Below are 20,831 nucleotides of genomic sequence, written 5' to 3'. Positions count from 1 at the left end.
GAAAAGGGGGCATGATGTTGAAGATAGCATGGGTAACAGATAGTACAGTTCATAACGATGAGTCAATTAATAAGCATCCAGATATCTATGTTGTCCCGATGACCATTTTGATTGGAGATGATGAATATCAAGATGGAATTGAATTGACACCTCAAGAATTATTCAAGCTATTAAATTCAAGTGATAAGGAAATAAAAACTTCTCAACCTTCTATTGGTATTTTTCAAGAACTTTATGACCAGCTTGCAGTCTCTTACGACCGGATCATTTCCATCCATGTATCTTCTCATTTCAGTGGTACCGTTTCTTCTGCCACTCAAGCTGCACAACTAGTAGATATCCCAGTTGATGTAATTGATTCAAAGATTCTATCGAATCCGTTAACTGAACTCATATTATCGGGAATAAAGTGGTTGGAAAATGGATTATCCATTGATGAGGTTATTCATCAATTAAAAAATAAAATAAATAGGGCTGAAACCTATGTTATGGTAGGGAGCCTAGAACAGCTTCACAAAAGTGGGAGAATGAATGGACTATCATTTTTTATAGGGTCTGTATTAAAGATTAAACCAATCCTCTCTATTGAAGATGGTAAGTTATCAGTAAAAGAAAAAGTAAGAAGCATTAATAAAGGGTATAGCCGAATGAAAGATTATTTTGATGAAGCCCTTTCAAAAAGAAAAGTTCATACAGTATCGATTCTATACGGTTTAAATAAAGAGGATGCACAAAATTGGATTGAAGAATTCTCGGTAAAGTATCCTGGCATTTCATTTACTGCCAACCCTCTTGGTGCTGTAATAGGCGTTCATGTCGGTGAGAACACCTTAGGCATTAGCTGGTTTGCAGAAGAAGATTAATAATAGGAAATGGCTGTCCAAAAGGTTTTGGAATCACGTCGATTTGTCCACATATAGAAGGGGTTATATGGTATTCTTCTATATTTTGATGTCGTGATACCATATATCTTGGTATAGGACAGCTTCTTTTTGTTTCGAATTTTTCCAGCATGTTTTATCATTTTAAAGTACCGATTCTTTTAAGGTAATCTGTTACAATGTTTATGAGAGGAGAAGATGTTATGAATGAGGCGATACTCCTTGCTGAAAATGAAGTGAAAAGCATTTTAGAAAAGGACGCAAGTGGTCATGATTGGCATCATATTGATAGAGTACGTAATTTGTCTTTACATATTGGAAGAAAAGAAGGGATCGATGATTTATATATCATTGAGTTATCTGCATTACTCCACGATGTCCCGGACGATAAATTACACTCATCTAGAATAATAGGTCATAAACTACTAGAATCTATCTTAAATCAATTAAATTTAACACAATTAGATAAAAGTAAAATAATAAATATTATTGATTCGGTTTCCTTTAAAGGTGGAAATCAAAAAACGTTAACATCGATAGAAGCAAAGATTGTTAGAGACGCAGATCGTCTTGATGCCATTGGTGCTATTGGAATTGCAAGAACATTCGCTTATGGTGGAAGTAAAGGTCAGTCCTTGTACAACCCAGAATTATCGGTCAGAAAAAATATGACTATTGAAGAGTACCGAAATGGTGAGACCTCATCAATCCATCATTTTTATGAGAAACTTCTTACTCTAAAAGATAGTATGTGTACGAACACAGGAAGAGAGATTGCCGAAGAACGTCATCATTATATGGAAGGCTTTTTGAAACAATTTTTTAATGAATGGAATGGTCATCAATGAAAATACTTTCAGTGGAAAATTTGACAAAAACTTATGGAGAAAAAACGATATTTAAAGATATTTCTTTTACAATAGCAGAAAAAGAACGTATCGGATTAATTGGGGTAAATGGTACCGGGAAATCGACACTATTAAGAATGATTGCCTCCATAAATGAGCCGGATAGTGGATTTATTTCCCTGCCAAACGATTATAGTATCTCCTATTTATCACAAAATCCAGAGCTGAACCCTGAGTTAACAGTACTCCAGCAAGTTTTTGAAAGTGATGCGGTCATCATTCGAACAATGCGTCAATATGAACAGGTAATAGCCAAATTAGAAAAGAATCCAGAAGACACCTCTATTCAGGAGGAATTATTTCAAGCGCAAAAGCAAATGGACCAATACCAAGCTTGGGATGCTAATGCAAATGCAAAAACGATTCTTACTAAGCTAGGGCTGAATAAATTTAATAAAGTGATCAAAGAGTTATCCGGTGGTCAAAAAAAAAGGGTTGCCCTTGCGCAAGTATTAATCGAAACTCCAGATCTTCTTATACTAGATGAACCTACCAACCATCTTGACTTTGCATCGATTAAATGGTTAGAAGACTTTCTTTCAAAGTATGCCGGATCCGTCCTAGTCGTAACACATGATCGTTATTTCCTTGATTCGGTCTCAAATAAAATCTTTGAATTAGATGGGGGCCACCTTTATAGCTATAAAGGGAATTATCAATCATTTATAGAAGCAAAAGCTTTAAGACAAGAAGAAGAGAAACAAACAGCTGAGAAACAGAAAAATTTGTACCGTCGTGAATTGGCTTGGATAAGAAGAGGGGCCAAAGCAAGGTCAACAAAACAAAAAGCAAGAATTCAACGCTTTGAAAACATTGAAAAAGGGGTTAATCAAGTAACATCATCTGATGATTTAACCATTGGAATAGCCGGAAGCAGACTTGGTAAACAGGTGTTCGAATTTGAAAATGCTGGGAAGAAATTTGATAGTAAAATCATATTAAATCATTTTAATTACCTCATTAAGCCTGGTGACAGAATTGGAATTGTCGGAAAAAATGGTTCAGGAAAGTCTACCTTATTAAATATTTTGGGAGGAAAATCCCTTTTGGATGAAGGGGCCTTAGTGACAGGTCAAACGGTTAATATTGCTTATTATACACAAGAGCATGAAGAAATGAATGAAAGTCAAAGAATGATTGAATATATACGTGAATCAGCAGAGGTGATTACGACTGAAAAGGGTGAGCAAATCTCTGCTGCCCAAATGCTGGAACGTTTTTTGTTTCCAATGCATTCACATGGTACATTGATCAAAAAGCTATCAGGTGGAGAAAAAAGAAGATTATTTCTTCTTAAACTTCTTATGAAACGACCAAATGTCCTACTTCTTGATGAGCCGACAAATGATTTAGATACAGAAACTCTTACAGTGCTTGAAGATTATATACTTGAGTTTGCTGGTGTCGTTATTACGGTATCACATGATCGCTACTTCTTGGATAAAGTGGCTACACAGCTTCTAATTTTTCAAGGGAATGGTGTTATTGGAAGTTATTATGGAGAATTTACAGAGTACCTTGAAATGGAAACACGTAGCAAGATCAATGAGAAAAAAGTCATAAGAGATGATAAAAAGATAGTTGATTCTCCTCCAAAGAAGAAAAAAATGACCTATAAGGAAAAGATTGAGTGGGAAGAAATCGAAGATAAAATTGAACAAACGGAATTGAGGCTTGAGGAAGTAGAAAAGGAATTATCGACTTCTGGAAGTAACTTTGAAGCGGCTCAAAATCTGATGAAGGAATCAGAGGAATTGAATAGCCAATTAGAGTATTTAATCGAGAGATGGACATACCTTTCGGAAATTGCAGGAGAGTAAGCTTTCGATTTTATTGTAATGATGCCCGTATGTTAAGATATAGAAAAGATTTGTTTTATGCAAAGGAGTGATTCGGTGAATATTTTATCCATTGAACCAACACCAAGTCCGAATACAATGAAAATCATATTGGACAAAGAATTATCTGCTGGAAAGAGCAATAACTATAAGAAAGATTCCAAAGAGGGTGCACCAAAGGTCATTCAAGACATATTAAATATTGAAGGAATTAAAGGTGTCTATCATGTTGCAGACTTTTTAGCAGTAGAAAGAAATGCAAAATTTGATTGGCAGGACCTCCTCCCAAAAGTAAGGAAATGTTTCGGAGAAGACGCAAAGGAAGCTAACGCAAAAGCTAACGTCGATGAACATTTTGGAGAGGTAACAGTATCTGTCCAAATATTTAAAGGGATCCCCATGCAAGTTAAATTATCTGACGGTAATGAAGAGAAACGTTTTTCGTTGCCAGAACGATTTGTGAAAGCTATAGCTGAAGCGCAGGTCGAGGGAGATAATGTTGTTCTCCTAAGAAAGTGGAAAGATTTCGGTGTACGATATGGCGATCTTGAACAAATTGGTGTGAATGTCATAGAAGAAATAATGGCTGCTTACCCTAAAGATAGAATTCAATCGCTTGTTAACCAGGCTCATAATCCTGAAATCTCACAAGAGACATCTAAAAAAGAACGGATAAAAGTAACACCAGATATGCTAGATGCACCTGATTGGCAAACAAGATATCAGGCATTGGATAGTATGGAACAACCAACACTTGAAGACTTACCGTTTCTAGAAAAAGCTTTAGAGGATGAAAAAGCATCGATTCGTCGTTTAGCTGTTGTCTATTTAGGGATGATAGAGGATAAAAAGGTCTTACCACTATTGCATAGAGGATTAGTAGATAAGACTGTTACAGTTAGAAGAACAGCTGGAGATTGTTTTTCAGATTTAGGTTTTGAGGAAGCGATCCCGTATATGATTAATGCCTTAAAAGATAAGAGTAAACTTGTCCGTTGGAGAGCGGCTATGTTTCTTTATGAAATAGGGGACAAGAATGCACTACCTGCTTTAAAAGAAGCTGAAAATGACCATGAATTTGAAGTGAAACTTCAAGTAAAAATGGCGATTGAACGAATTGAAGGCGGGGAAGAAGCAAAAGGTTCTGTTTGGAAGCAAATGACAGAAGCACGACAACAATAAGAAAGGGGAATTCATTTATGTCAATGGCATATGAAGAATATATGAAGCAATTAGTGAAACCGATGAGGCAGGAGCTGATTCAAGCAGGATTTCAAGAGCTGACCACAGAAGGGGAAGTAGAAAGTTATATGAACAAGGTAGAGGGTACTACCCTTGTGGTAGTGAATTCCGTATGTGGATGTGCTGCAGGACTAGCTCGTCCAGCCGCGACACAAGCAGCCTTAAATAGCGAGAAAGCCCCCGATCATTTAGTTACTGTATTTGCAGGGCAGGATAGGGAAGCGACAGCTAAAATGCGTGAATACTTTGATGGATTTGAACCTTCATCACCTTCAATGGCTTTATTAAAAGGCAAAGAAGTAGTACATTTTATTCCTAGAGAACAAATAGAGGGTCAAAACATTGAAGATATTATAGGAAATTTACAGGCTGGATTTGAGAAGAATTGTGATTAGTTAGAAGACAATAAATTAGCTTTGCGGCTGCCCCAAATAAAGTTTCAGAAACATAGAAAAGAAGATTTTAAACTCTTCTAAATGGATCATTTTTGTGATTTCTGGTGCCTTTGGGTGCTGCCGTTTTTCTATTTTATTAGAGGGAATGTCCCAAAACCAAGTTATCAGGAACCACAACTTAAATATAAGAAGAAACTCTCAGGGAAGCTGCTGTATACGAACAATCATAGGGGTTCCGGAATCCTTATGAGACAGCCGCTTCTTTTGAAAAGGATGGGGAAACTTGTTTATAACTACAGCTGGGAGAACGAATGAGGATATGATCAAAAAGGCGAAGGCTATTGCTAATCGTTTTAACATTCCTTATCATAATCGAAATAAACAATCTATTAGAAAATTGCTCAACCATGAAAAGGATCGTTGTATGGTTGTTGGAAAAAATCGGGTGGAATTATTCCATCATCAGAGTGAAGAGCCATTCTTTTTTCATCCAAACTCTGCTTCATTTCGTCTAAAAAGAGTAATAAACGGGGAAGAGGATCCTTTTCTTCAAACTGCGCAACTTCAAAAAGGGATGTCCTTGCTAGATTGTACGTTAGGTCTTGGATCTGACAGTATAGTAGCAAGTTTTGCAGTTGGAAAGACAGGTGAAATTGTAGGGCTCGAAGAAAACCCCTTTGTAGCTTATATTGTCAAAGAAGGCTTACATTCTTGGCAAACTAATTTGGAAGAATTAAATACAGCCATGAAAAATATTCAAGTAGTCAATACTCATTCACTTTTCTATTTAAAAGAATTGCCCCCGAATTCGTTTGATTGTGTTTATTTTGACCCCATGTTTCATCAATCAATAGCTGAATCGGATGGGATTAATTCCTTAAGAGCCTGGGCTTCCCCCGACCTTTTGGATTCAGAAATGATAAAGGAAGCAAAAAGAGTAGCAAAATATCGGGTCATTCTCAAGGATCACTTTCGTTCATCAACTTTTGAAAAGCATGGTTTTGAAGTAATCAATAGACCTTCGTCAAAATTCCACTTTGGAGTCATTGCATTGACTTAAAATAAATGAACCCCTTTTTAAAATGGTATGTACAGTAAGGAGTCCATTTAAGGGGTTCGGATTTTATTAATCAGTGAATGTTAGGGATGTAAAATATAGAAGAAGCAATAGTAAACCAATGCTTATCATGATATCGACGCTCATGATGAAATCCTCCTTAAAACGTATTCTAATATTATACTACCACACTTTTTCATTCATATCCTTTATTAAATGAAACTTCGTAAGTGAGAGTCCTAAAAACTTTTCACTGATTTTTCACAATTAATGAATAGCTTGTGTCAATAATATGACTTTTGATGGGTGTTTAATAAAATTTTTGAAACCTTTGCCCCTTTTAACCGTATATCCTTGTATAATAGAATTGAAGAAATACATAGGAAGGGAAGTACATACCATTGGCTAATTGGGTTAGAAAGTCCTTTGTCGTCCTAGTATCTATTTTAACATTCGGTCTCGTTACCCCTGCACAGGCGGTATTGAATAATAATGAAGAATTAAGCAAACAGAATAATAAACAAAATTTTCAATCTGAAAAAAGTTCTGAAGATCAACAAGTTATTTATGATCATCAGCATTTTGTGCAAAATATGATGGAGGAAGCTGAAAAACAATCATACATAAAGTTTGGGGATAAAATTAAACCCGTGATTGAGGATGAGTTTAAAACAGTAATCCTTCCGAAAATGGAAGAAGCCATTTCTTCTATGGCTTCTCAATATCCAGAAGAAGATTTATCCTCCTTCGAGATTTCAGAAGTTCCTTCATACGCAAAAAGTGAAAAGATATTTCATATTTTAGATTCACGTACAGGTAAGGATATCATTCGCTTTCATGTAAGAAAAGATCACCCTCCACTTGAAGGTTATTATTTTAATTTCCATTATCATACCCACCGTGATGATTATCAATCACATCATCATTTAGGAAGTATCTATTGGGATAAAAATACTCCGCCGCAATGGATGTCAGTTTCATAATTTTTTTCTATTAAACTATCTCTTTATGAAAAGTTCTAATATGAAAAAGGTCTGGCACTAATCCATCACAAATGATGGATTAGTGTCAGTTTTATTTTGTCCTTATTCTGTTTAATGCAGTGACCTCCCCATTCGATTCGTAGTTAAAATGTATTTTACTCCCCATTTGTTAATGGATGATATTACATCCCGGTATCAAAAACTTCATATGTTATACTAGAGTTATAGTTTTGTAAAATGTACGGAATATAGCTGACGAAGGGTGGCAACATGTGTGAATAAACCGAGACTTCTCTTTGTGGCTCTCACAATCATCATGTTTCTCTGGCATCATACAGAAGCAAGCTATAGTGGGGTTTTACTTAAAAACTCAAAGCTTTCCTCTGACCTCGCTCTTCAATCTTCTGTTTTAAAAGAGATTGTCCTTTTACCACCACAAACGTATGATGAGGATGAGGTAAGAGCTATTGTCAAACGATTAGATCATCTTCCTACCAACCTCCTTGAAAAAGTAAACTCTAAGGAAATTAAAATAAGATTATTTCAAGAGCAATTAACCGATTTTCCTTCAACGGATCACTTGAAAGGTGTAACCCCAAGAGGGTACACTAGTAAAGAAAAAACATGGGATCAAGTTCCAGGAATTGGTGGTTCTAAACTGGTCCTTGTTAAGATTGGTCATAGTGATAAAGGTATGGGGCACGGTTCTGAAAATCTAGAATTGCATGAGCTCGCGCATAGTATTGATCGATATGTCCTTAATGATCTTTATATAGACATGGAATTCTTAAATATTTGGAAACGTGAATCCACATTAATTTTCCAAAACCAAGCTTATTTTACCCAGTATCAAGAAGAGTATTTTGCTGAAACATTTACAATGTTTTATTTAAACGATGAAACTAGAAAGCTCTTAAAGAAGAAAGCGCCAGCAACATACCGATTTTTCAAAGAAATTTAATTCGATCTAAAGGGAGACTAGAACGATGAAACAGTATCTTGACCTATGCCAACATGTATTATCAAATGGTACAAAAAAAGAAGACCGGACCGGAACCGGTACAATCAGTACGTTTGGATATCAAATGAGATTTGATCTTAGTAAAGGATTTCCTTTGCTAACAACGAAGAAATTACATTTGAAGTCCATTATTCATGAACTTCTTTGGTTTTTAAATGGAGATACCAATGTAGCATACCTTCAAGACAATGGGGTACGGATATGGAATGAGTGGGCTGATGAAAAAGGTGATTTAGGACCTGTGTACGGACATCAATGGAGGTCATGGACAGGTGCAGATGGAAATACTGTCGACCAAATTAAAGAATTAGTTAATACGATTAAAACGAACCCCGATTCAAGAAGATTGATTGTCAATGCTTGGAATGTAGCTGAAATTGATAAAATGGCATTACCACCGTGCCATTGTATGTTTCAATTCTATGTGGCTGATGGGAAGCTTTCCTGTCAACTTTATCAACGTTCAGCAGATGTATTCTTAGGAGTACCTTTTAATATTGCTTCGTATGCATTATTGACGTTAATGATTGCCCAATCATGCGATTTACAACCAGGTGAATTTATTCATACATTTGGCGATGTTCATATTTATCAAAATCATCTAGAACAAGTTGAATTACAGCTTTCTAGGGAACCTAAAACACTCCCTACGATTAAAATTAATCCGGATGTCAAAGACATTTTCTCTTTTAAATTCGATGATTTCACTTTAGAGAATTATGAAGCACATCCACATATTAAAGGAGTGGTTGCTGTATGATCTCATTTGTTTGGGCTATGGATCAAAATGGAGTGATTGGCAAAAATAATTCGCTTCCATGGCATCTTCCTGCCGACTTAAAATTCTTTAAAGAAACAACGATGGGACACCCAATCGTAATGGGGAGGAAAACATATGAATCCATTGGAAAACCTTTACCAGGAAGAGAGAACATCGTATTAACCAGAGATGCTTCTTATAAAGCAGAAGGATGCATCGTTTTCCATGAAGTCGAAGATATTCTTCACTACGCAGATGAAAAGGAAGTAGAAGTAATGGTGACCGGTGGTGCAGAAGTATTTAAAATGTTTCTGCCCTTTGTAGATCGATTATATGTAACTAAGATCTATGCATCATTTGAAGGGGATACTTATATTCCAAAGATTCCATGGGAAAAGTTTTCACTTATATCAAATGAAAAAGGACCTAGAAATGAAAAAAATCCGTATGATTATGAATTTCAGATTTATGAAAGTAAATAGAATGATGTAAAAAGCTTTTATTAATGATTATCATTTCATGAATTTGAAGATTCAATTTATAGATTTACAAATACAAAGCTCCCTTTAAATTAGAGGCTGTCCCTAAAAGGTTTAGAACCACTATATTTCTATTTATAGAAGTTGTGGTTATGAGTCTTGGTTTTGGGTCAGCCCTTTTTGGTTTAGTATATAATAACGTTAATTGAAGGTAGCCTTCTTCCTTAATAATTTGACTAGACAATTCAAATGAAAAAGATAAATTTTCCCTTCTATAACGATAAGATAAAATAAATAATAAAGTATAACTCTTAATTTAACTCGAAGTACTAAAATAGGAGATTCACTAGGGAAAATACTTATTATCTAAAAGAAGATGGGGGATTATTTTGAAAGAAACGATAATAAAAATGCTTCAACAAATCGAGGAAGATCATAATGTAAAAGTTTTATACGCGTGTGAATCTGGTAGTAGGGCGTGGGGGTTCCCATCAAAAGACAGTGATTATGATGTTAGATTTATCTATATACATAAAAAAGAGCATTATTTATCCATCGATCCTATAGGAGTAGGGAATAAACGAGATGTTATCGAACTCCCTGTTAATCATTTATTAGATGTATCAGGTTGGGAGCTAACAAAAGCCCTTAAATTGTTTAGAAAATCGAATCCCCCACTACTAGAGTGGCTATGTTCCAGTATTGTTTATTATCAAGCTTATTCAACAATAGAAAAAATGGAAGAGCTAAAATCAACTATTTTTGCTCCTAGCTCTTGTTTAAATCATTACTTAAATATGGCTAGCAAAAATTTCCGAGATTACCGACATCGAAAAGAAGTAAAAATCAAAAAATATTTTTATGTTCTCCGGCCTGTTCTTGCAGCTCGTTGGATTCAACAATTTAATGAATTTCCGCCTTTAGAGTTTCAAACACTATTAGAAGTGGTACCTTCGGGAAAATTGAAAGAAGAAATCACCATATTACTAAAACGGAAAATGTTGGGGGACGAATTGAATTTAGAACCTCAAGTTGACATTATTAATGAATTTCTTGATCAAGAAATTTCTCGCTTACAAACATATGCAAAAACTATAAAAATGAAAATTCCAGATTCTACAATGCAATTAAATCGGTTATTTCAAAACACATTGGATGAAGTTTGGTAGTAAGTATTTAAATGCAAAAATCATTCCATTATATTTTGGTATTTCCCACTTTATATCCCAAAACGGACCCATAATCTTGTAAAAATCGAGTATCTCCTCATTTATACTAGTAAGCATCACTTTGTTTAGTCTCAAGTATATTTTAATTATTGTCATTTGAAATTCTCCTTAACTCGAAATACAATTGGGATAGAGAATGAAAAGGAGTGGGAACTATGTGTGGCAGGTACACGTTAACTACACCAATTGATCAGCTAATGGAAGAATTTATGATTGACCAAATGGTTGAAGAATGGGGTATTAGATATAATATTGCTCCGTCCCAATCGATTCTTACAATGATTCAAAATGGGAAATCTCGTCGTGCTGGCCCAACAAAATGGGGGCTAACTCCTTTCTGGGTAAAGAACAAAAAAAGATTTACGCCTTTAATAAATGCAAGAAGTGAAACAATAGGAGAAAAACCTAGCTTTAAACACTTAATAAATAAAAATAGAGCCGTGATCATGGCTGACAGTTTTTATGAATGGAAACAGGAAAATGGAGAAAAGCTACCTATCCGGTTTACACTCGAAAATGGTGAACCGTTTGTATTTGCAGCATTGTGGGATAAGCAAACAGAAGATGGGGAGGTTACGATTACTTCAACGATCTTAACGACGGAAGCAAATGAGCTCGTACAACCTGTACACAAACGGATGCCAGTTATATTGACAAATAAAGAAGATATTGCTGCGTGGTTAGAAACAGATAACTACTCTTTTAATGATGCTAGTAAAGTTTTACAGCCATATGATCATTACAAAATGAAGAGCTACCCTGTATCTAAAGTTGTAAATTCCCCATCTAATGATTCTATATCTTGTATCCAAAGAATGTCGTAAAAATTTTTCATACTCAACATATTTTGACATTCATTAGATCGATTTTAGGTTATAATAATATCAAACGGGTGAAAAAGAGGATTGATATTTTGATAACGAAAAGCTTTGAGTTTAAGACAAAAGCTGGACAGAGGGTCAAGATCTTAGAAATCCCAGTATTGGAGGAAGATAATCCACTTTATTTTAAAGTAAACACTCGTCTTCAGCAATTTATTATGTACGTCAATCATGAAAAATCTCAAAAGAAAACTTTTTGTTTTAGAGATTATTTAAAGAGGGCAGTAAAATGGTCTGAGTATGAACAAATCTACCAATGTGTAAAGCTTAAAAATAATGCGTAAAAGCCTTTGGTGTTGATCGCTTAATATACCTGACTTACCATTTTAATTGAATGGTAAGAATAGGGTATTTGAGGGTCACACCTTTTTAGTTATATCCTATATGTTTAGTATAAAGTGACTAGAATTCAATCCCTATCTATTTTATCTAGTTCGAATTAACGTTATAATACATATGAATTGGCAGATAGGATGTGGCATAATGACAGTAATTAAAATCGTTACAGATTCAACAGTGGATTTATCAGAGGAAATGATACGTCAATATAATATTCATGTTGTTCCCCTCTCCCTTACAATTGAAGGGGAAACATTTTTAGATCGAGTAGATATTACCCCAAGTCAGTTTATTGAAAAAATGCAGAATTCCAAAGAGCTTCCAAAAAGTTCACAGCCCGCAGTGGGGACTTTTCTAGAGTTGTATAACCAACTAGGGGCTGATGGAAGTACTATTCTTTCCATTCATATGACTGGAAAGATGAGCGGTACGGTAAGATCTGCAGAGAGTGCAGCCGATATGTCAGAATCAAACGTCCATGTGATTGATTCTAGATTTATCTCGAAAGGGATGGGCTTTCAAGTAATAGAGGCGGCTAAATTAGCACAGAGAGGTAATAATCTAGATAGCATTTTGGCTCATCTTGAGGAAATTCGACATCAGACCAAGCTTTTTGTTGTAGTTGATACATTGGAAAACCTCGTAAAAGGCGGAAGAATTGGAAAAGGACGAGCAATGATCGGATCTTTACTGAATATTAAACCAATCGCTTCTTTAGCTGGTGGAGAATATACTCCAGTTGCCAAAGTACGAAGCCATTCACAAGTAATAAAATATTTGGCTTCACAATTTGTAGAGGATATCAAAGGAAGAACCATTGGAAAAATCGGGTTGGTCCATGCAGATGGAAATGAACTTGCACAAAATTTAAAAAAGAAATTAGTTGAATTAACAGGATTTGATGAAATTGAAATAGAAGAAACAACGCCGATTATTAGTACTCATACTGGAGTAGGAGCGATTGGATTCATGTATTATCTAAAATAAATGGGGTCGTCCATACGGGTCAGGAACCACTATGCTTGTCCGTATATAGAAGTTATCATGAGGGATTCTTCTATATATTGATGTTGTGGTTCCTGACACCTTAGTTTTGGGCTGGCCCTTTTTATTTTGAAAGGCAGTTTTCGCATAGGGTGCTGCTTTCGAACAAGAAAAGAAACCTGTAAAGACGAAGGCTCATTGGCATCTTTCCGTCAATGCAATAAATGTTTCATTAGGATTGAATGATTTAAGATGTTTATGATTGAATAAGAGCAGCAAAGTCTTAGCGAAAAGAGAATAAATGGATACGAAGATTAAGTGAGTTTAAGAATTCTCATCCTCTATTCGTAATTTATATGAAAGATAATTCATTTCTTCCATATAATAGTAAGAAGGAGGGTGAAATGATGTTAAAGAAAAAAGTTCTATTCTTCGGTGATTTTGGAGTTGATGATATAGTGGCAACCATTTATTCCTATTATACTGAAGAGATTGAAATCGTTGGATTTGTAGCGGACTATGGAAATATTTCTAAAGAAGATGCCCTTCGAAATATCTATTTTCTCCAAAATAAATTCGGTATAACAAATATACCTGTTATTAGTGGAGCAGTTTCTGCCTTAACCGGAGATCTTCCAAATTACTTTCCTGAAATTCATGGTGTAGCAGGTCTAGGGTCGATCATACCTGAAGATAGCGAATCCAATAATGGACCTGTTTCCGAAAATTTCTATAAAGTTGTAGAAATTGTGAATCAGTATAAAGGAGAGCTGACGATCTATTGTGCGGGCAGATTAACTTCATTAGCTACCGTTTTTGTTCTTTATCCAGAAACAATGAAACATTTAAAAGATATTTACATAATGGGAGGAGCATTTACTGTCCCTGGGAATGTAACTCCACTAGCCGAAGCCAATTTTCACGGTGACCCTTACGCTGCCAATATCGTTCTCCAGATGGCACCTATGAAAGTCTATATAATTCCATTGGATGTTACGATGTATGCCATTTTTACACCAGCAATGATTAATCGCCTTAATGATTATTATCAAAATCAGGAAGATAAAGTTGGTCTTCTTATAAAGCCTATGGTAGATTACTATTATGATTTTTATAAGAAAAACTATCCAGCTATATCTGGTAGTCCACTTCATGATTTATTAGCAATCTGGTCAATTACGGAACAATCTGAGATATCATTTAAACAGGTACCCATAAAAGTTTCGGTAAATAAAGGGGTTACAATTGGACAAAGCGCTGGAGATTTTAGAGATTCCCCAGATAAAGAAAGTTGGCCAGTCCATAATGTCGCATTACAATTTAATTATAACGTGTTCATTAAGCAAGTATTCAATGCTTTTTTATCTTCCCCCAAGGAAAGACAATAGGGAGAAAAACCATTTTTTTCATTTATTAACTTGGTCAGATAATGATTGCATCAAAATAAGTTTCAACAAAAAAATAGCGTGATATAATAAGTTTAATGAACAAGAGAGGTGAACAGCATGAGAAAAGCGATGATCTCACTTTTCACTTTCCTTATTCTTCTCTCCGGGTGTTCCGTTGATAATATGACTCAACATGTGATGAAAGAACTGGAATTGGATATTAAAAGTGATCCACCAGAAAATTTCATTCCTAAAGATCTGAAAGTTGTTTCAATTGGAGATTCATTGACACAAGGGGTGGGGGATAGTACGAAAAGTGGTGGATACATCCCATACCTACAAACTCAATTGGAATCGTTAAAGGCTATTAAAGAAGCGAAGTTTACCAATTATGGTGTCAGAGGAAACCGGACCGATCAATTGTTAAAAAGATTAAACAAAGAAAAGATTAAAGAGAGTATTGATGAGGCTGATTTGGTTATCATTACCATAGGTGGGAATGATGTGATGAAAACGTTCAAAGAGAATATATCAAATTTGAAAATCCAAGCCTTTGAAAGTGCAATGGTGGATTATGAAAAAAGACTTCATCACATTATTCAAAAGATTCAATCCTATAATCCTAATGCGGGAATTGTATTGATTGGAATATATAATCCATTTAGTACGTGGTTTTCTGATATTAAAGAGTTAAATCAAATCATTGTAGAGTGGAATACGCTTAGTAGTAGAGTTATTGGAGAGTACAATCAAACAGAATTTGTCGAGGTACAGAATATGTTTTTGAACTCTGAAAGAAACTTATTATTCGAAGAGGACTATTTCCATCCTAATGATTTAGGTTACGAATTGATGGCGAATCGTATGTTTAAGATACTTACACAGCGGGAAACGTTAAATGAATTAACAAATAATCAATTTTTACTAAAGGAAGAGGAGCAGCCATCATGAGGAACAAATGGAAAGTGGGGTTTTGGGTATTATTCTCCCTCGTCATTACTGGGGTCATCCTGTTAATGACGTTAATTGTAATGCCAATTTCAGATGATGAAACACCATTAAAGGATCAACATAACTTAAGTGGGGAACCAGCTTTTAATATAAAAGCAAATAAGAAAGACTTAAATCGAGTGATAAATCACTATATTGAGACAGAATTCCAAGGTCCTATTGATTATTCAGTTCAATTAAAAGATGATGTAGAAGTATCAGGTTCAATCCCATTCTTTACTTCAAAGCTAGACTTTTTTATGACTTTTGAACCGAAAGCGATGGAAAACGGTGGCCTTTTATTAAAGAACAAAACAATATCATTAGGGCAATTGGATCTTCCAGTTTCCCGAGTGTTAAAAATTATCAATGAATCATATAACTTTCCAGAATGGGTAAACATCCACCCAAAAGAAGAAATGATCTATATATCATTACAGAACATGGAACTTAAAAGTAACATGAAAATGAAGGCAAAGTCATTTAATCTAGAAGATGATAATATTGAATTTTTACTATTAGTTCCAGTAGAAGATGAATAAAGGAAAACCTGACGCCCATTTTATTAATGGAGTCAGGTTTTTTTATTCTTTAGTCATCTTTCTAATTACCAAGCATCCCATTTGTATTAACTTTTTAGTATTATGGTTTCAAGCTCAGGGTTTCCTTCGACAAAGCCGACAGCCACAATTGTGTATGATTGATCGGCTTCTAGCTTGACTTTTGGAATAGATAAAACTACATTTTTGCTACCAGCCACTCTTGCTTCTAAGTTAACCGTCATTGGACTTAAGCCAAGGTAATCAGACGCCTGTTTATAAGTTACCTTTGGAAATACGACATCCCCACCTTTAACGGCTATATCTACTGCCGGTGCATCAGGAGAAAGGTGGATGAAACGTGCTTTTGTTTCCCCAGATGGAACATCAGGGTTGTCAAGATATGGGAGAAGCTGCAGCTTATTCCCAGTGCCTAAAGTCGCTAATGTATAGATTTTACCAGCCTCTATGGTCACCTTTTTACTTATAATGGTTGTAATACTGTTTCCGGCAGGATAGATGTCAATATGATATTTTCCTTGAGGAACAGTTAAGTAATCACTTACTTCTTTAAAGGTAACATTTCTTAATACAAGGTTTGCGTTTACATATACATCCACACTTGTGACTTCAGGTGCTGCATGAAGAAATCTTACATATGATGGAGCTGAGCCCAATTGATTTCGATCAGTATGCATCGCTTTATGAATATTTTTTAAATGCTTTTGATAATAGTGAATATGTTTATTGGGATCAGAATACTTATAATAGCTTGCTAGTAAATCATACATAGAAGCCCTATTTAAATAATATTCTTTATTTTTCATTCTGCTCTCTCCATTCGTTATTCATTACCTTATACATATTGGGTGAAATTGGTGAGAATACCTATTTTTCAAAAAACTCTTGCAAATTTAGAAAGGTTAAGAGATAATACAATTAATTACAAGAAAGTGGGTGATGTACGATGAAAATAATCTCAAGCAGACTTTTAAAGAATAGACAATTTGATCGTATGTCCCATCGGAAGAATATAGGTTTATTCGTTAATTAGTGTGGAAAAATTCCACCTTCTTTAATGTATGTATTAAACCATGGGACTACGATGTTCCATGGTTTTTGTTTTATATTAAAGGAGGAAAATGAATGAATTGGTTTATCGATATGATTAATAAAAAGAGAACAGAGTATATTGATCAATATGGTCATTTATTATTAGGGAGAGTCTTTGCTGAATATCAATCAATGTATTCCATTTTAACAACAAATGGAGAAATTAAAGCGAAGATTTCAGGGAAATTCTTCCACGGAGTTCAAACAAGGGAGGATCTCCCAGCTGTTGGGGATTGGGTATTTCTGCATGCTGTTGATGAAGAAACGGGTCTTATTGATAGGATATTACCTCGCCAAAGTAAATTTTCACGGAAAAAAGCAGGGATTGAGGCAGATGAACAAATTATTGCGGCTAACGTGGATTATCTGTTTATTGTAAGTTCTCTCAATGATGAACTTAACCCTAGGAGATTAGAACGGTATTTGTTATTATGTTGGGATTCAGGAGCAAATCCAGTTATCGTTTTAAGTAAATCTGATACATGTGATGAAGTAGAAGAAAAGAAAGAAATGATTGAAAATATAGCAATGGGAGTTCCTGTATTGGTAACGAGCTCTGTAGAGGATACAGGGTTAGAGGAGCTAAAGGCATTTATGAGAAATGGCCATACGATTGCACTTGTAGGCTCATCAGGTGTAGGGAAATCTACATTGTTAAATGCTTTAATAGGGGAGCAAATCCAAGATGTTCAACAGGTTAGAGAAAAAGATAGTAAAGGTAAACATACAACCACACATCGCGAAATGTTTTTGACAGAAGAGGAAGCTTTTATTATTGATACTCCTGGAATGAGAGAGTTGCAAATGTGGGATGGTGAAAAAGGATTATCCACTCAATTTGCAGAAGTTGAAGAGCTAGCTTCTGAGTGTCGGTTTAGAGACTGTTCACATCATAATGAACCCGGTTGTTATATCCAAAAATCATTAGAAAATGGAGAACTCTCACTGGAGAGATTTGAAAGTTATTTGAAACTTCAAAGAGAAATAGCTTATCAAAAGCGAAAAAATGATAAGCGTCTAGAATCGTTAGAGAGGAAGAAATGGAAGAAGCAATCCAAAAACAGTAAGAATAGACCGTAATCATATTTTTTTACCCTACAAAAAAAACGCGTTAAAATACAGTAATAAGGGAATATTGTAAGCAACGTGTATTAGAAAGGGTGAAGATAATGGGAGCGGAAAAATTAGAAAAAGCAACCTTTGCCGGAGGTTGCTTTTGGTGTATGGTTAAGCCTTTTGATGAACAACCAGGAATTGTAAAAGTGGTATCTGGATACACCGGAGGAACAAAAGAGAATCCAACATACAGAGAAGTATGTTCAGAGACAACAGGACACTTTGAAGCTGTGCAAATTACATTTGACCCAGAAATGTTTTCCTATGAAAGGTTATTAGATTTATTTTGGCAACAGATTGATCCAACAGACCCAGGTGGGCAATTCCATGACCGTGGACATTCATATAAAACCGCTATATTCTACCATAGTGAAGAACAAAGGCAATTAGCTGAACAGTCAAAGCATCAACTTGAATCAAGTAACAAATTTAACAAGCCAATTGCTACACAGATTATACCTGCAAAACCTTTTTATGAAGCAGAAGAATATCATCAGGATTATTATAAAAAGAACTCTGCCCATTACAACAGATATCGAATTGGTTCCGGCAGGGAAGCGTTTATTCAAAAATATTGGGGGGATAGAATTGAAGAAAGATGAAATAAGGGACAAGCTAACTCCGATGCAGTATAATGTGACACAACAAAACGGCACAGAACCACCATTCCGAAATGATTACTGGAACAACTTTGAGGTAGGGATATATGTCGACATTATATCCGGGAAACCATTATTTAGTTCAAAAGATAAATATGATGCCGGGTGTGGTTGGCCGAGCTTTACAAAGCCGATAGATGATTCTGAAATCGAAGAAAAAATGGATACTAGTCATTTTATGGTACGAACAGAGGTCCGAAGTAGATCCGGTGAGTCACATTTAGGCCATGTCTTTGATGATGGACCAGGACCTTCTAATTTAAGATATTGTATCAATTCAGCTGCACTAAGATTCATTCCATTTGAAAAATTGGAAGAAGAAGGGTATGGTGAATATAAAAAATTATTTCAGAAAAAGTAAATCATTGTGAACAAATGAACATTTGTGCTAAAATAATTTCTTGTATGTTTTGAATAAAAAAATAAACTTGTAATATCGCGTTAGGAAGGTGAAGTGGTCATGTTTAAAAAACTATTTGGAAAAAAAGAAGATGCGCCAACAACAGTAAGTATTTATTCTCCATTAAGCGGTAATTTACTTCCGTTAGAGCAGGTTCCTGATCCTGTTTTTTCCCAAAAGATGATGGGAGATGGTTTAGCGGTTGAACCAACTGATGGAAAAGTGGTTTCTCCAATCGAAGGGGAAGTGATGCAGGTATTCCCTACAAAACACGCTGTCGGATTAAAATCAAAAAATGGAGCAGAAGTACTTATCCATATCGGATTAGAAACCGTTTCAATGGAAGGAAAGGGTTTTGAAGCTCATGTTTCCGAAGGGAGCAAGGTAAGTGTAGGAGACCCATTAATTACATTTGATATGGAGCTTGTAAAAGAAAAGGCAAAAAGTACGATTACGCCTGTCATTGTAACCAACGGTGATGACCTTGGTACTCTTGAAAAAAAACAAGAGGAATCTGTCGCTGCAGGTCAAAGCGAAATTATGACGGTATCAGCTAAATAATATTAGGGAAAAAGAGCTATCCTATAAGGTGTCCGGATCACAAAAATGGATTTGTGGTCCGGACTCTTTGGTTTTTGGGGACAGCACTTTCTTTTATAATTTATTTCGAAGTCATCCCACCTGATAAAATAAACTTCATGGCATCCTCTGCCTTTACATCAAGAATTTCTACATCCTCTACTGGAATTAAAAATGTTACCCCTGCCACTTGGAAAGTTTGTGGGATATAAACAGCCACATGAGTATTTAATGGCTGGTAAAAGTCGCCAACATTTTCTGAGGTGATAAATCCAAGACATTTCATATTTGTTCCTGGTAATGTCACCAAAGCAACCTTTGAGAATGATTTTTTCTCTCCAAGAAATGAGTGAATGGTATCTTTAATAACACTGTACAAGGTCTTTACTAGGGGGATAGTAGCCAAAAGTTTGTCAACAAACCTGACAATTGCTCCTCCAATAAAGCGATTAGATAACCAGCCTAAAACGGTTATTAGAACAATGGTAAGGATAATTCCAATCCCAGGTATATAATTTTCATCCATAACAGGTTTTAGAATATTTCCTAGTAAGCTATCTAAAAATAAGAATAGTTTATAAATAAGATAGATAACCAGACCGATTGGGACGAAGATTAAGATACCCTTAATAAAAAAATTAATCATGACCTTCATATCCATTTCTCCTCTTCATAAAAAGAATATGAACATTATAAGCCAAATCAGCAGAAATGAAAATAAGAGACCTAGTTCCTAACAATTTCTTAGGTAAGGAATCTAGAATTGGGCAAATGCACAAACATTCTTATAGGCACTTACATACATTAGCAAGTGAAGATAGAAATATATTTTTATTGAGGAGTGAGAAGTATGCATCAAGGTTATGACAATTGTTATTATGGTGGTTATGGATATCCAGTAGCTGGAGCAGCAGACTATGGCTATGGATGTGGTTTTGCGTTAATCGTAGTATTGTTCATTCTTTTAATTATCATCGGTGCTTGTTACGTAAAATGCTAAATAAAGAAAAAACGATTTCAATTCAAAAAGAGATGAATCCTTCCTTTGGA

The 20,831-nt window shown here is 35.1% G+C and carries 24 protein-coding genes; 22 read left to right on the top strand and 2 right to left on the bottom strand.

Going from position 1 to position 20,831, the window contains the following annotated elements:
* Positions 1-14 precede the first annotated feature (14 nt).
* The 17 genes from JOC86_RS03840 (at position 15) to JOC86_RS03760 (ending at position 15,917) form a co-directional block, all read left to right on the top strand.
* Positions 15-863, top strand: coding sequence for a DegV family protein (locus JOC86_RS03840; RefSeq protein ID WP_205168439.1), 849 nt, complete (start codon positions 15-17; stop codon positions 861-863).
* A 221-nt stretch (positions 864-1,084) separates the two neighbouring features.
* A complete protein-coding gene (locus tag JOC86_RS03835) occupies positions 1,085-1,729 on the top strand; it encodes an HD domain-containing protein (protein WP_239587367.1) in 645 nt (214 codons plus the stop codon).
* Positions 1,726-3,609, top strand: coding sequence for an ABC-F family ATP-binding cassette domain-containing protein (locus JOC86_RS03830; protein ID WP_205170040.1), 1,884 nt, complete (start codon positions 1,726-1,728; stop codon positions 3,607-3,609). The genes JOC86_RS03835 and JOC86_RS03830 overlap by 4 nt, the downstream gene beginning before the upstream one ends.
* Before the next feature lie 75 nt (positions 3,610-3,684).
* Complete coding sequence (locus JOC86_RS03825; protein ID WP_205168437.1) at positions 3,685-4,809, top strand: virulence factor; 1,125 nt, start codon at positions 3,685-3,687, stop codon at positions 4,807-4,809.
* Positions 4,810-4,826: 17 nt separating this feature from the next.
* Positions 4,827-5,264, top strand: coding sequence for a BrxA/BrxB family bacilliredoxin (locus JOC86_RS03820; RefSeq protein ID WP_205168436.1), 438 nt, complete (start codon positions 4,827-4,829; stop codon positions 5,262-5,264).
* A 283-nt stretch (positions 5,265-5,547) separates the two neighbouring features.
* Positions 5,548-6,324, top strand: a complete 777-nt coding sequence (locus tag JOC86_RS03815) for a class I SAM-dependent methyltransferase (protein WP_205168435.1) — start codon at positions 5,548-5,550, stop codon at positions 6,322-6,324.
* Positions 6,325-6,722: 398 nt separating this feature from the next.
* Positions 6,723-7,304: a YpjP family protein gene (locus tag JOC86_RS03810; RefSeq protein WP_205168434.1), complete on the top strand. Its 582-nt coding sequence runs from the start codon at positions 6,723-6,725 to the stop codon at positions 7,302-7,304.
* Positions 7,305-7,578: 274 nt separating this feature from the next.
* On the top strand, positions 7,579-8,265 hold the full coding sequence (locus JOC86_RS03805; RefSeq protein WP_338021705.1) for an anthrax toxin lethal factor-related metalloendopeptidase: 687 nt from the start codon (positions 7,579-7,581) through the stop codon (positions 8,263-8,265).
* 25 nt (positions 8,266-8,290) lie between these two features.
* On the top strand, positions 8,291-9,085 hold the full coding sequence (locus JOC86_RS03800) for a thymidylate synthase (protein ID WP_205168433.1): 795 nt from the start codon (positions 8,291-8,293) through the stop codon (positions 9,083-9,085).
* On the top strand, positions 9,082-9,567 hold the full coding sequence (locus JOC86_RS03795; RefSeq protein WP_205168432.1) for a dihydrofolate reductase: 486 nt from the start codon (positions 9,082-9,084) through the stop codon (positions 9,565-9,567). The genes JOC86_RS03800 and JOC86_RS03795 overlap by 4 nt, the downstream gene beginning before the upstream one ends.
* Positions 9,568-9,953: 386 nt before the next feature.
* Positions 9,954-10,733, top strand: a complete 780-nt coding sequence (locus tag JOC86_RS03790) for a nucleotidyltransferase domain-containing protein (RefSeq protein WP_205168431.1) — start codon at positions 9,954-9,956, stop codon at positions 10,731-10,733.
* 215 nt (positions 10,734-10,948) lie between these two features.
* A complete protein-coding gene (locus tag JOC86_RS03785) occupies positions 10,949-11,617 on the top strand; it encodes an SOS response-associated peptidase (protein WP_205168430.1) in 669 nt (222 codons plus the stop codon).
* Positions 11,618-11,706: 89 nt separating this feature from the next.
* The gene (locus tag JOC86_RS03780) at positions 11,707-11,958 is read left to right on the top strand and encodes a DUF2535 family protein (RefSeq protein ID WP_205168429.1); all 252 of its coding nucleotides are present in this window, start codon (positions 11,707-11,709) and stop codon (positions 11,956-11,958) included.
* Between the two features lie 199 nt (positions 11,959-12,157).
* On the top strand, positions 12,158-13,000 hold the full coding sequence (locus tag JOC86_RS03775; RefSeq protein WP_205168428.1) for a DegV family protein: 843 nt from the start codon (positions 12,158-12,160) through the stop codon (positions 12,998-13,000).
* A gap of 404 nt (positions 13,001-13,404) precedes the next feature.
* Positions 13,405-14,385 carry a nucleoside hydrolase gene (locus tag JOC86_RS03770; RefSeq protein WP_205168427.1) on the top strand — a complete coding sequence of 327 codons (981 nt, stop codon included), beginning with the start codon at positions 13,405-13,407 and terminating at the stop codon, positions 14,383-14,385.
* Between the two features lie 117 nt (positions 14,386-14,502).
* The gene (locus tag JOC86_RS03765; RefSeq protein ID WP_205168426.1) at positions 14,503-15,336 is read left to right on the top strand and encodes an SGNH/GDSL hydrolase family protein; all 834 of its coding nucleotides are present in this window, start codon (positions 14,503-14,505) and stop codon (positions 15,334-15,336) included.
* Positions 15,333-15,917 carry a YpmS family protein gene (locus JOC86_RS03760; RefSeq protein WP_205168425.1) on the top strand — a complete coding sequence of 195 codons (585 nt, stop codon included), beginning with the start codon at positions 15,333-15,335 and terminating at the stop codon, positions 15,915-15,917. The genes JOC86_RS03765 and JOC86_RS03760 overlap by 4 nt, the downstream gene beginning before the upstream one ends.
* 86 nt (positions 15,918-16,003) lie before the next feature.
* Here JOC86_RS03760 and JOC86_RS03755 read toward each other — a convergent pair whose 3' ends face one another.
* Positions 16,004-16,741: a DUF4397 domain-containing protein gene (locus JOC86_RS03755; protein WP_205168424.1), complete on the bottom strand. Its 738-nt coding sequence runs from the start codon at positions 16,739-16,741 to the stop codon at positions 16,004-16,006.
* Positions 16,742-17,060: 319 nt separating this feature from the next.
* Here JOC86_RS03755 and rsgA point away from each other — a divergent pair, with 319 nt between their 5' ends.
* From rsgA to JOC86_RS03735, 4 genes are all read left to right on the top strand, one after another.
* Positions 17,061-18,107, top strand: coding sequence for a ribosome small subunit-dependent GTPase A (gene rsgA / locus JOC86_RS03750; protein ID WP_205168423.1), 1,047 nt, complete (start codon positions 17,061-17,063; stop codon positions 18,105-18,107).
* Between the two features lie 89 nt (positions 18,108-18,196).
* Positions 18,197-18,745, top strand: a complete 549-nt coding sequence (gene msrA, locus JOC86_RS03745; RefSeq protein WP_205168422.1) for a peptide-methionine (S)-S-oxide reductase MsrA — start codon at positions 18,197-18,199, stop codon at positions 18,743-18,745.
* A 22-nt stretch (positions 18,746-18,767) separates the two neighbouring features.
* Positions 18,768-19,163 carry a peptide-methionine (R)-S-oxide reductase MsrB gene (gene msrB / locus JOC86_RS03740; RefSeq protein ID WP_205170034.1) on the top strand — a complete coding sequence of 132 codons (396 nt, stop codon included), beginning with the start codon at positions 18,768-18,770 and terminating at the stop codon, positions 19,161-19,163.
* Positions 19,164-19,262: 99 nt separating this feature from the next.
* A complete protein-coding gene (locus JOC86_RS03735) occupies positions 19,263-19,763 on the top strand; it encodes a PTS sugar transporter subunit IIA (protein WP_205168421.1) in 501 nt (166 codons plus the stop codon).
* A 100-nt stretch (positions 19,764-19,863) separates the two neighbouring features.
* Here JOC86_RS03735 and JOC86_RS03730 read toward each other — a convergent pair whose 3' ends face one another.
* Entirely contained in the window at positions 19,864-20,436 is a 573-nt protein-coding gene (locus JOC86_RS03730; RefSeq protein WP_205168420.1) for a DUF502 domain-containing protein, read from the bottom strand.
* Between the two features lie 195 nt (positions 20,437-20,631).
* Between JOC86_RS03730 and JOC86_RS03725 the strand changes: the two genes are divergently transcribed.
* On the top strand, positions 20,632-20,781 hold the full coding sequence (locus JOC86_RS03725) for a YjcZ family sporulation protein (protein ID WP_205168419.1): 150 nt from the start codon (positions 20,632-20,634) through the stop codon (positions 20,779-20,781).
* The last annotated feature ends 50 nt before the right edge of the window (positions 20,782-20,831 follow it).

The sequence above is a fragment of the Rossellomorea pakistanensis genome, from assembly GCF_016908495.1.
Lineage (GTDB): Bacteria > Bacillota > Bacilli > Bacillales > Bacillaceae_B > Rossellomorea > Rossellomorea pakistanensis.
The sequence above is the reverse complement of the archived record's forward strand: the minus strand, read 5'-3'. Positions and strand labels throughout refer to the sequence as shown.

Coding starts and splice junctions, on each gene's coding strand:
- JOC86_RS03835 (WP_239587367.1), top strand. CDS start 1,085: ATGAATGAGGCGATACTCCTTGCTGAAAATGAAGTGAAAAGCATTTTA.
- JOC86_RS03760 (WP_205168425.1), top strand. CDS start 15,333: ATGAGGAACAAATGGAAAGTGGGGTTTTGGGTATTATTCTCCCTCGTC.
- rsgA (WP_205168423.1), top strand. CDS start 17,061: ATGAATTGGTTTATCGATATGATTAATAAAAAGAGAACAGAGTATATT.
- JOC86_RS03735 (WP_205168421.1), top strand. CDS start 19,263: ATGTTTAAAAAACTATTTGGAAAAAAAGAAGATGCGCCAACAACAGTA.
- JOC86_RS03785 (WP_205168430.1), top strand. CDS start 10,949: ATGTGTGGCAGGTACACGTTAACTACACCAATTGATCAGCTAATGGAA.
- JOC86_RS03820 (WP_205168436.1), top strand. CDS start 4,827: ATGTCAATGGCATATGAAGAATATATGAAGCAATTAGTGAAACCGATG.
- JOC86_RS03765 (WP_205168426.1), top strand. CDS start 14,503: ATGAGAAAAGCGATGATCTCACTTTTCACTTTCCTTATTCTTCTCTCC.
- JOC86_RS03795 (WP_205168432.1), top strand. CDS start 9,082: ATGATCTCATTTGTTTGGGCTATGGATCAAAATGGAGTGATTGGCAAA.
- JOC86_RS03830 (WP_205170040.1), top strand. CDS start 1,726: ATGAAAATACTTTCAGTGGAAAATTTGACAAAAACTTATGGAGAAAAA.
- JOC86_RS03840 (WP_205168439.1), top strand. CDS start 15: ATGTTGAAGATAGCATGGGTAACAGATAGTACAGTTCATAACGATGAG.
- JOC86_RS03775 (WP_205168428.1), top strand. CDS start 12,158: ATGACAGTAATTAAAATCGTTACAGATTCAACAGTGGATTTATCAGAG.
- JOC86_RS03730 (WP_205168420.1), bottom strand. CDS start 20,436: ATGAAGGTCATGATTAATTTTTTTATTAAGGGTATCTTAATCTTCGTC.
- msrA (WP_205168422.1), top strand. CDS start 18,197: ATGGGAGCGGAAAAATTAGAAAAAGCAACCTTTGCCGGAGGTTGCTTT.
- JOC86_RS03800 (WP_205168433.1), top strand. CDS start 8,291: ATGAAACAGTATCTTGACCTATGCCAACATGTATTATCAAATGGTACA.
- JOC86_RS03725 (WP_205168419.1), top strand. CDS start 20,632: ATGCATCAAGGTTATGACAATTGTTATTATGGTGGTTATGGATATCCA.
- JOC86_RS03770 (WP_205168427.1), top strand. CDS start 13,405: ATGTTAAAGAAAAAAGTTCTATTCTTCGGTGATTTTGGAGTTGATGAT.
- JOC86_RS03755 (WP_205168424.1), bottom strand. CDS start 16,741: ATGAAAAATAAAGAATATTATTTAAATAGGGCTTCTATGTATGATTTA.
- msrB (WP_205170034.1), top strand. CDS start 18,768: ATGCAGTATAATGTGACACAACAAAACGGCACAGAACCACCATTCCGA.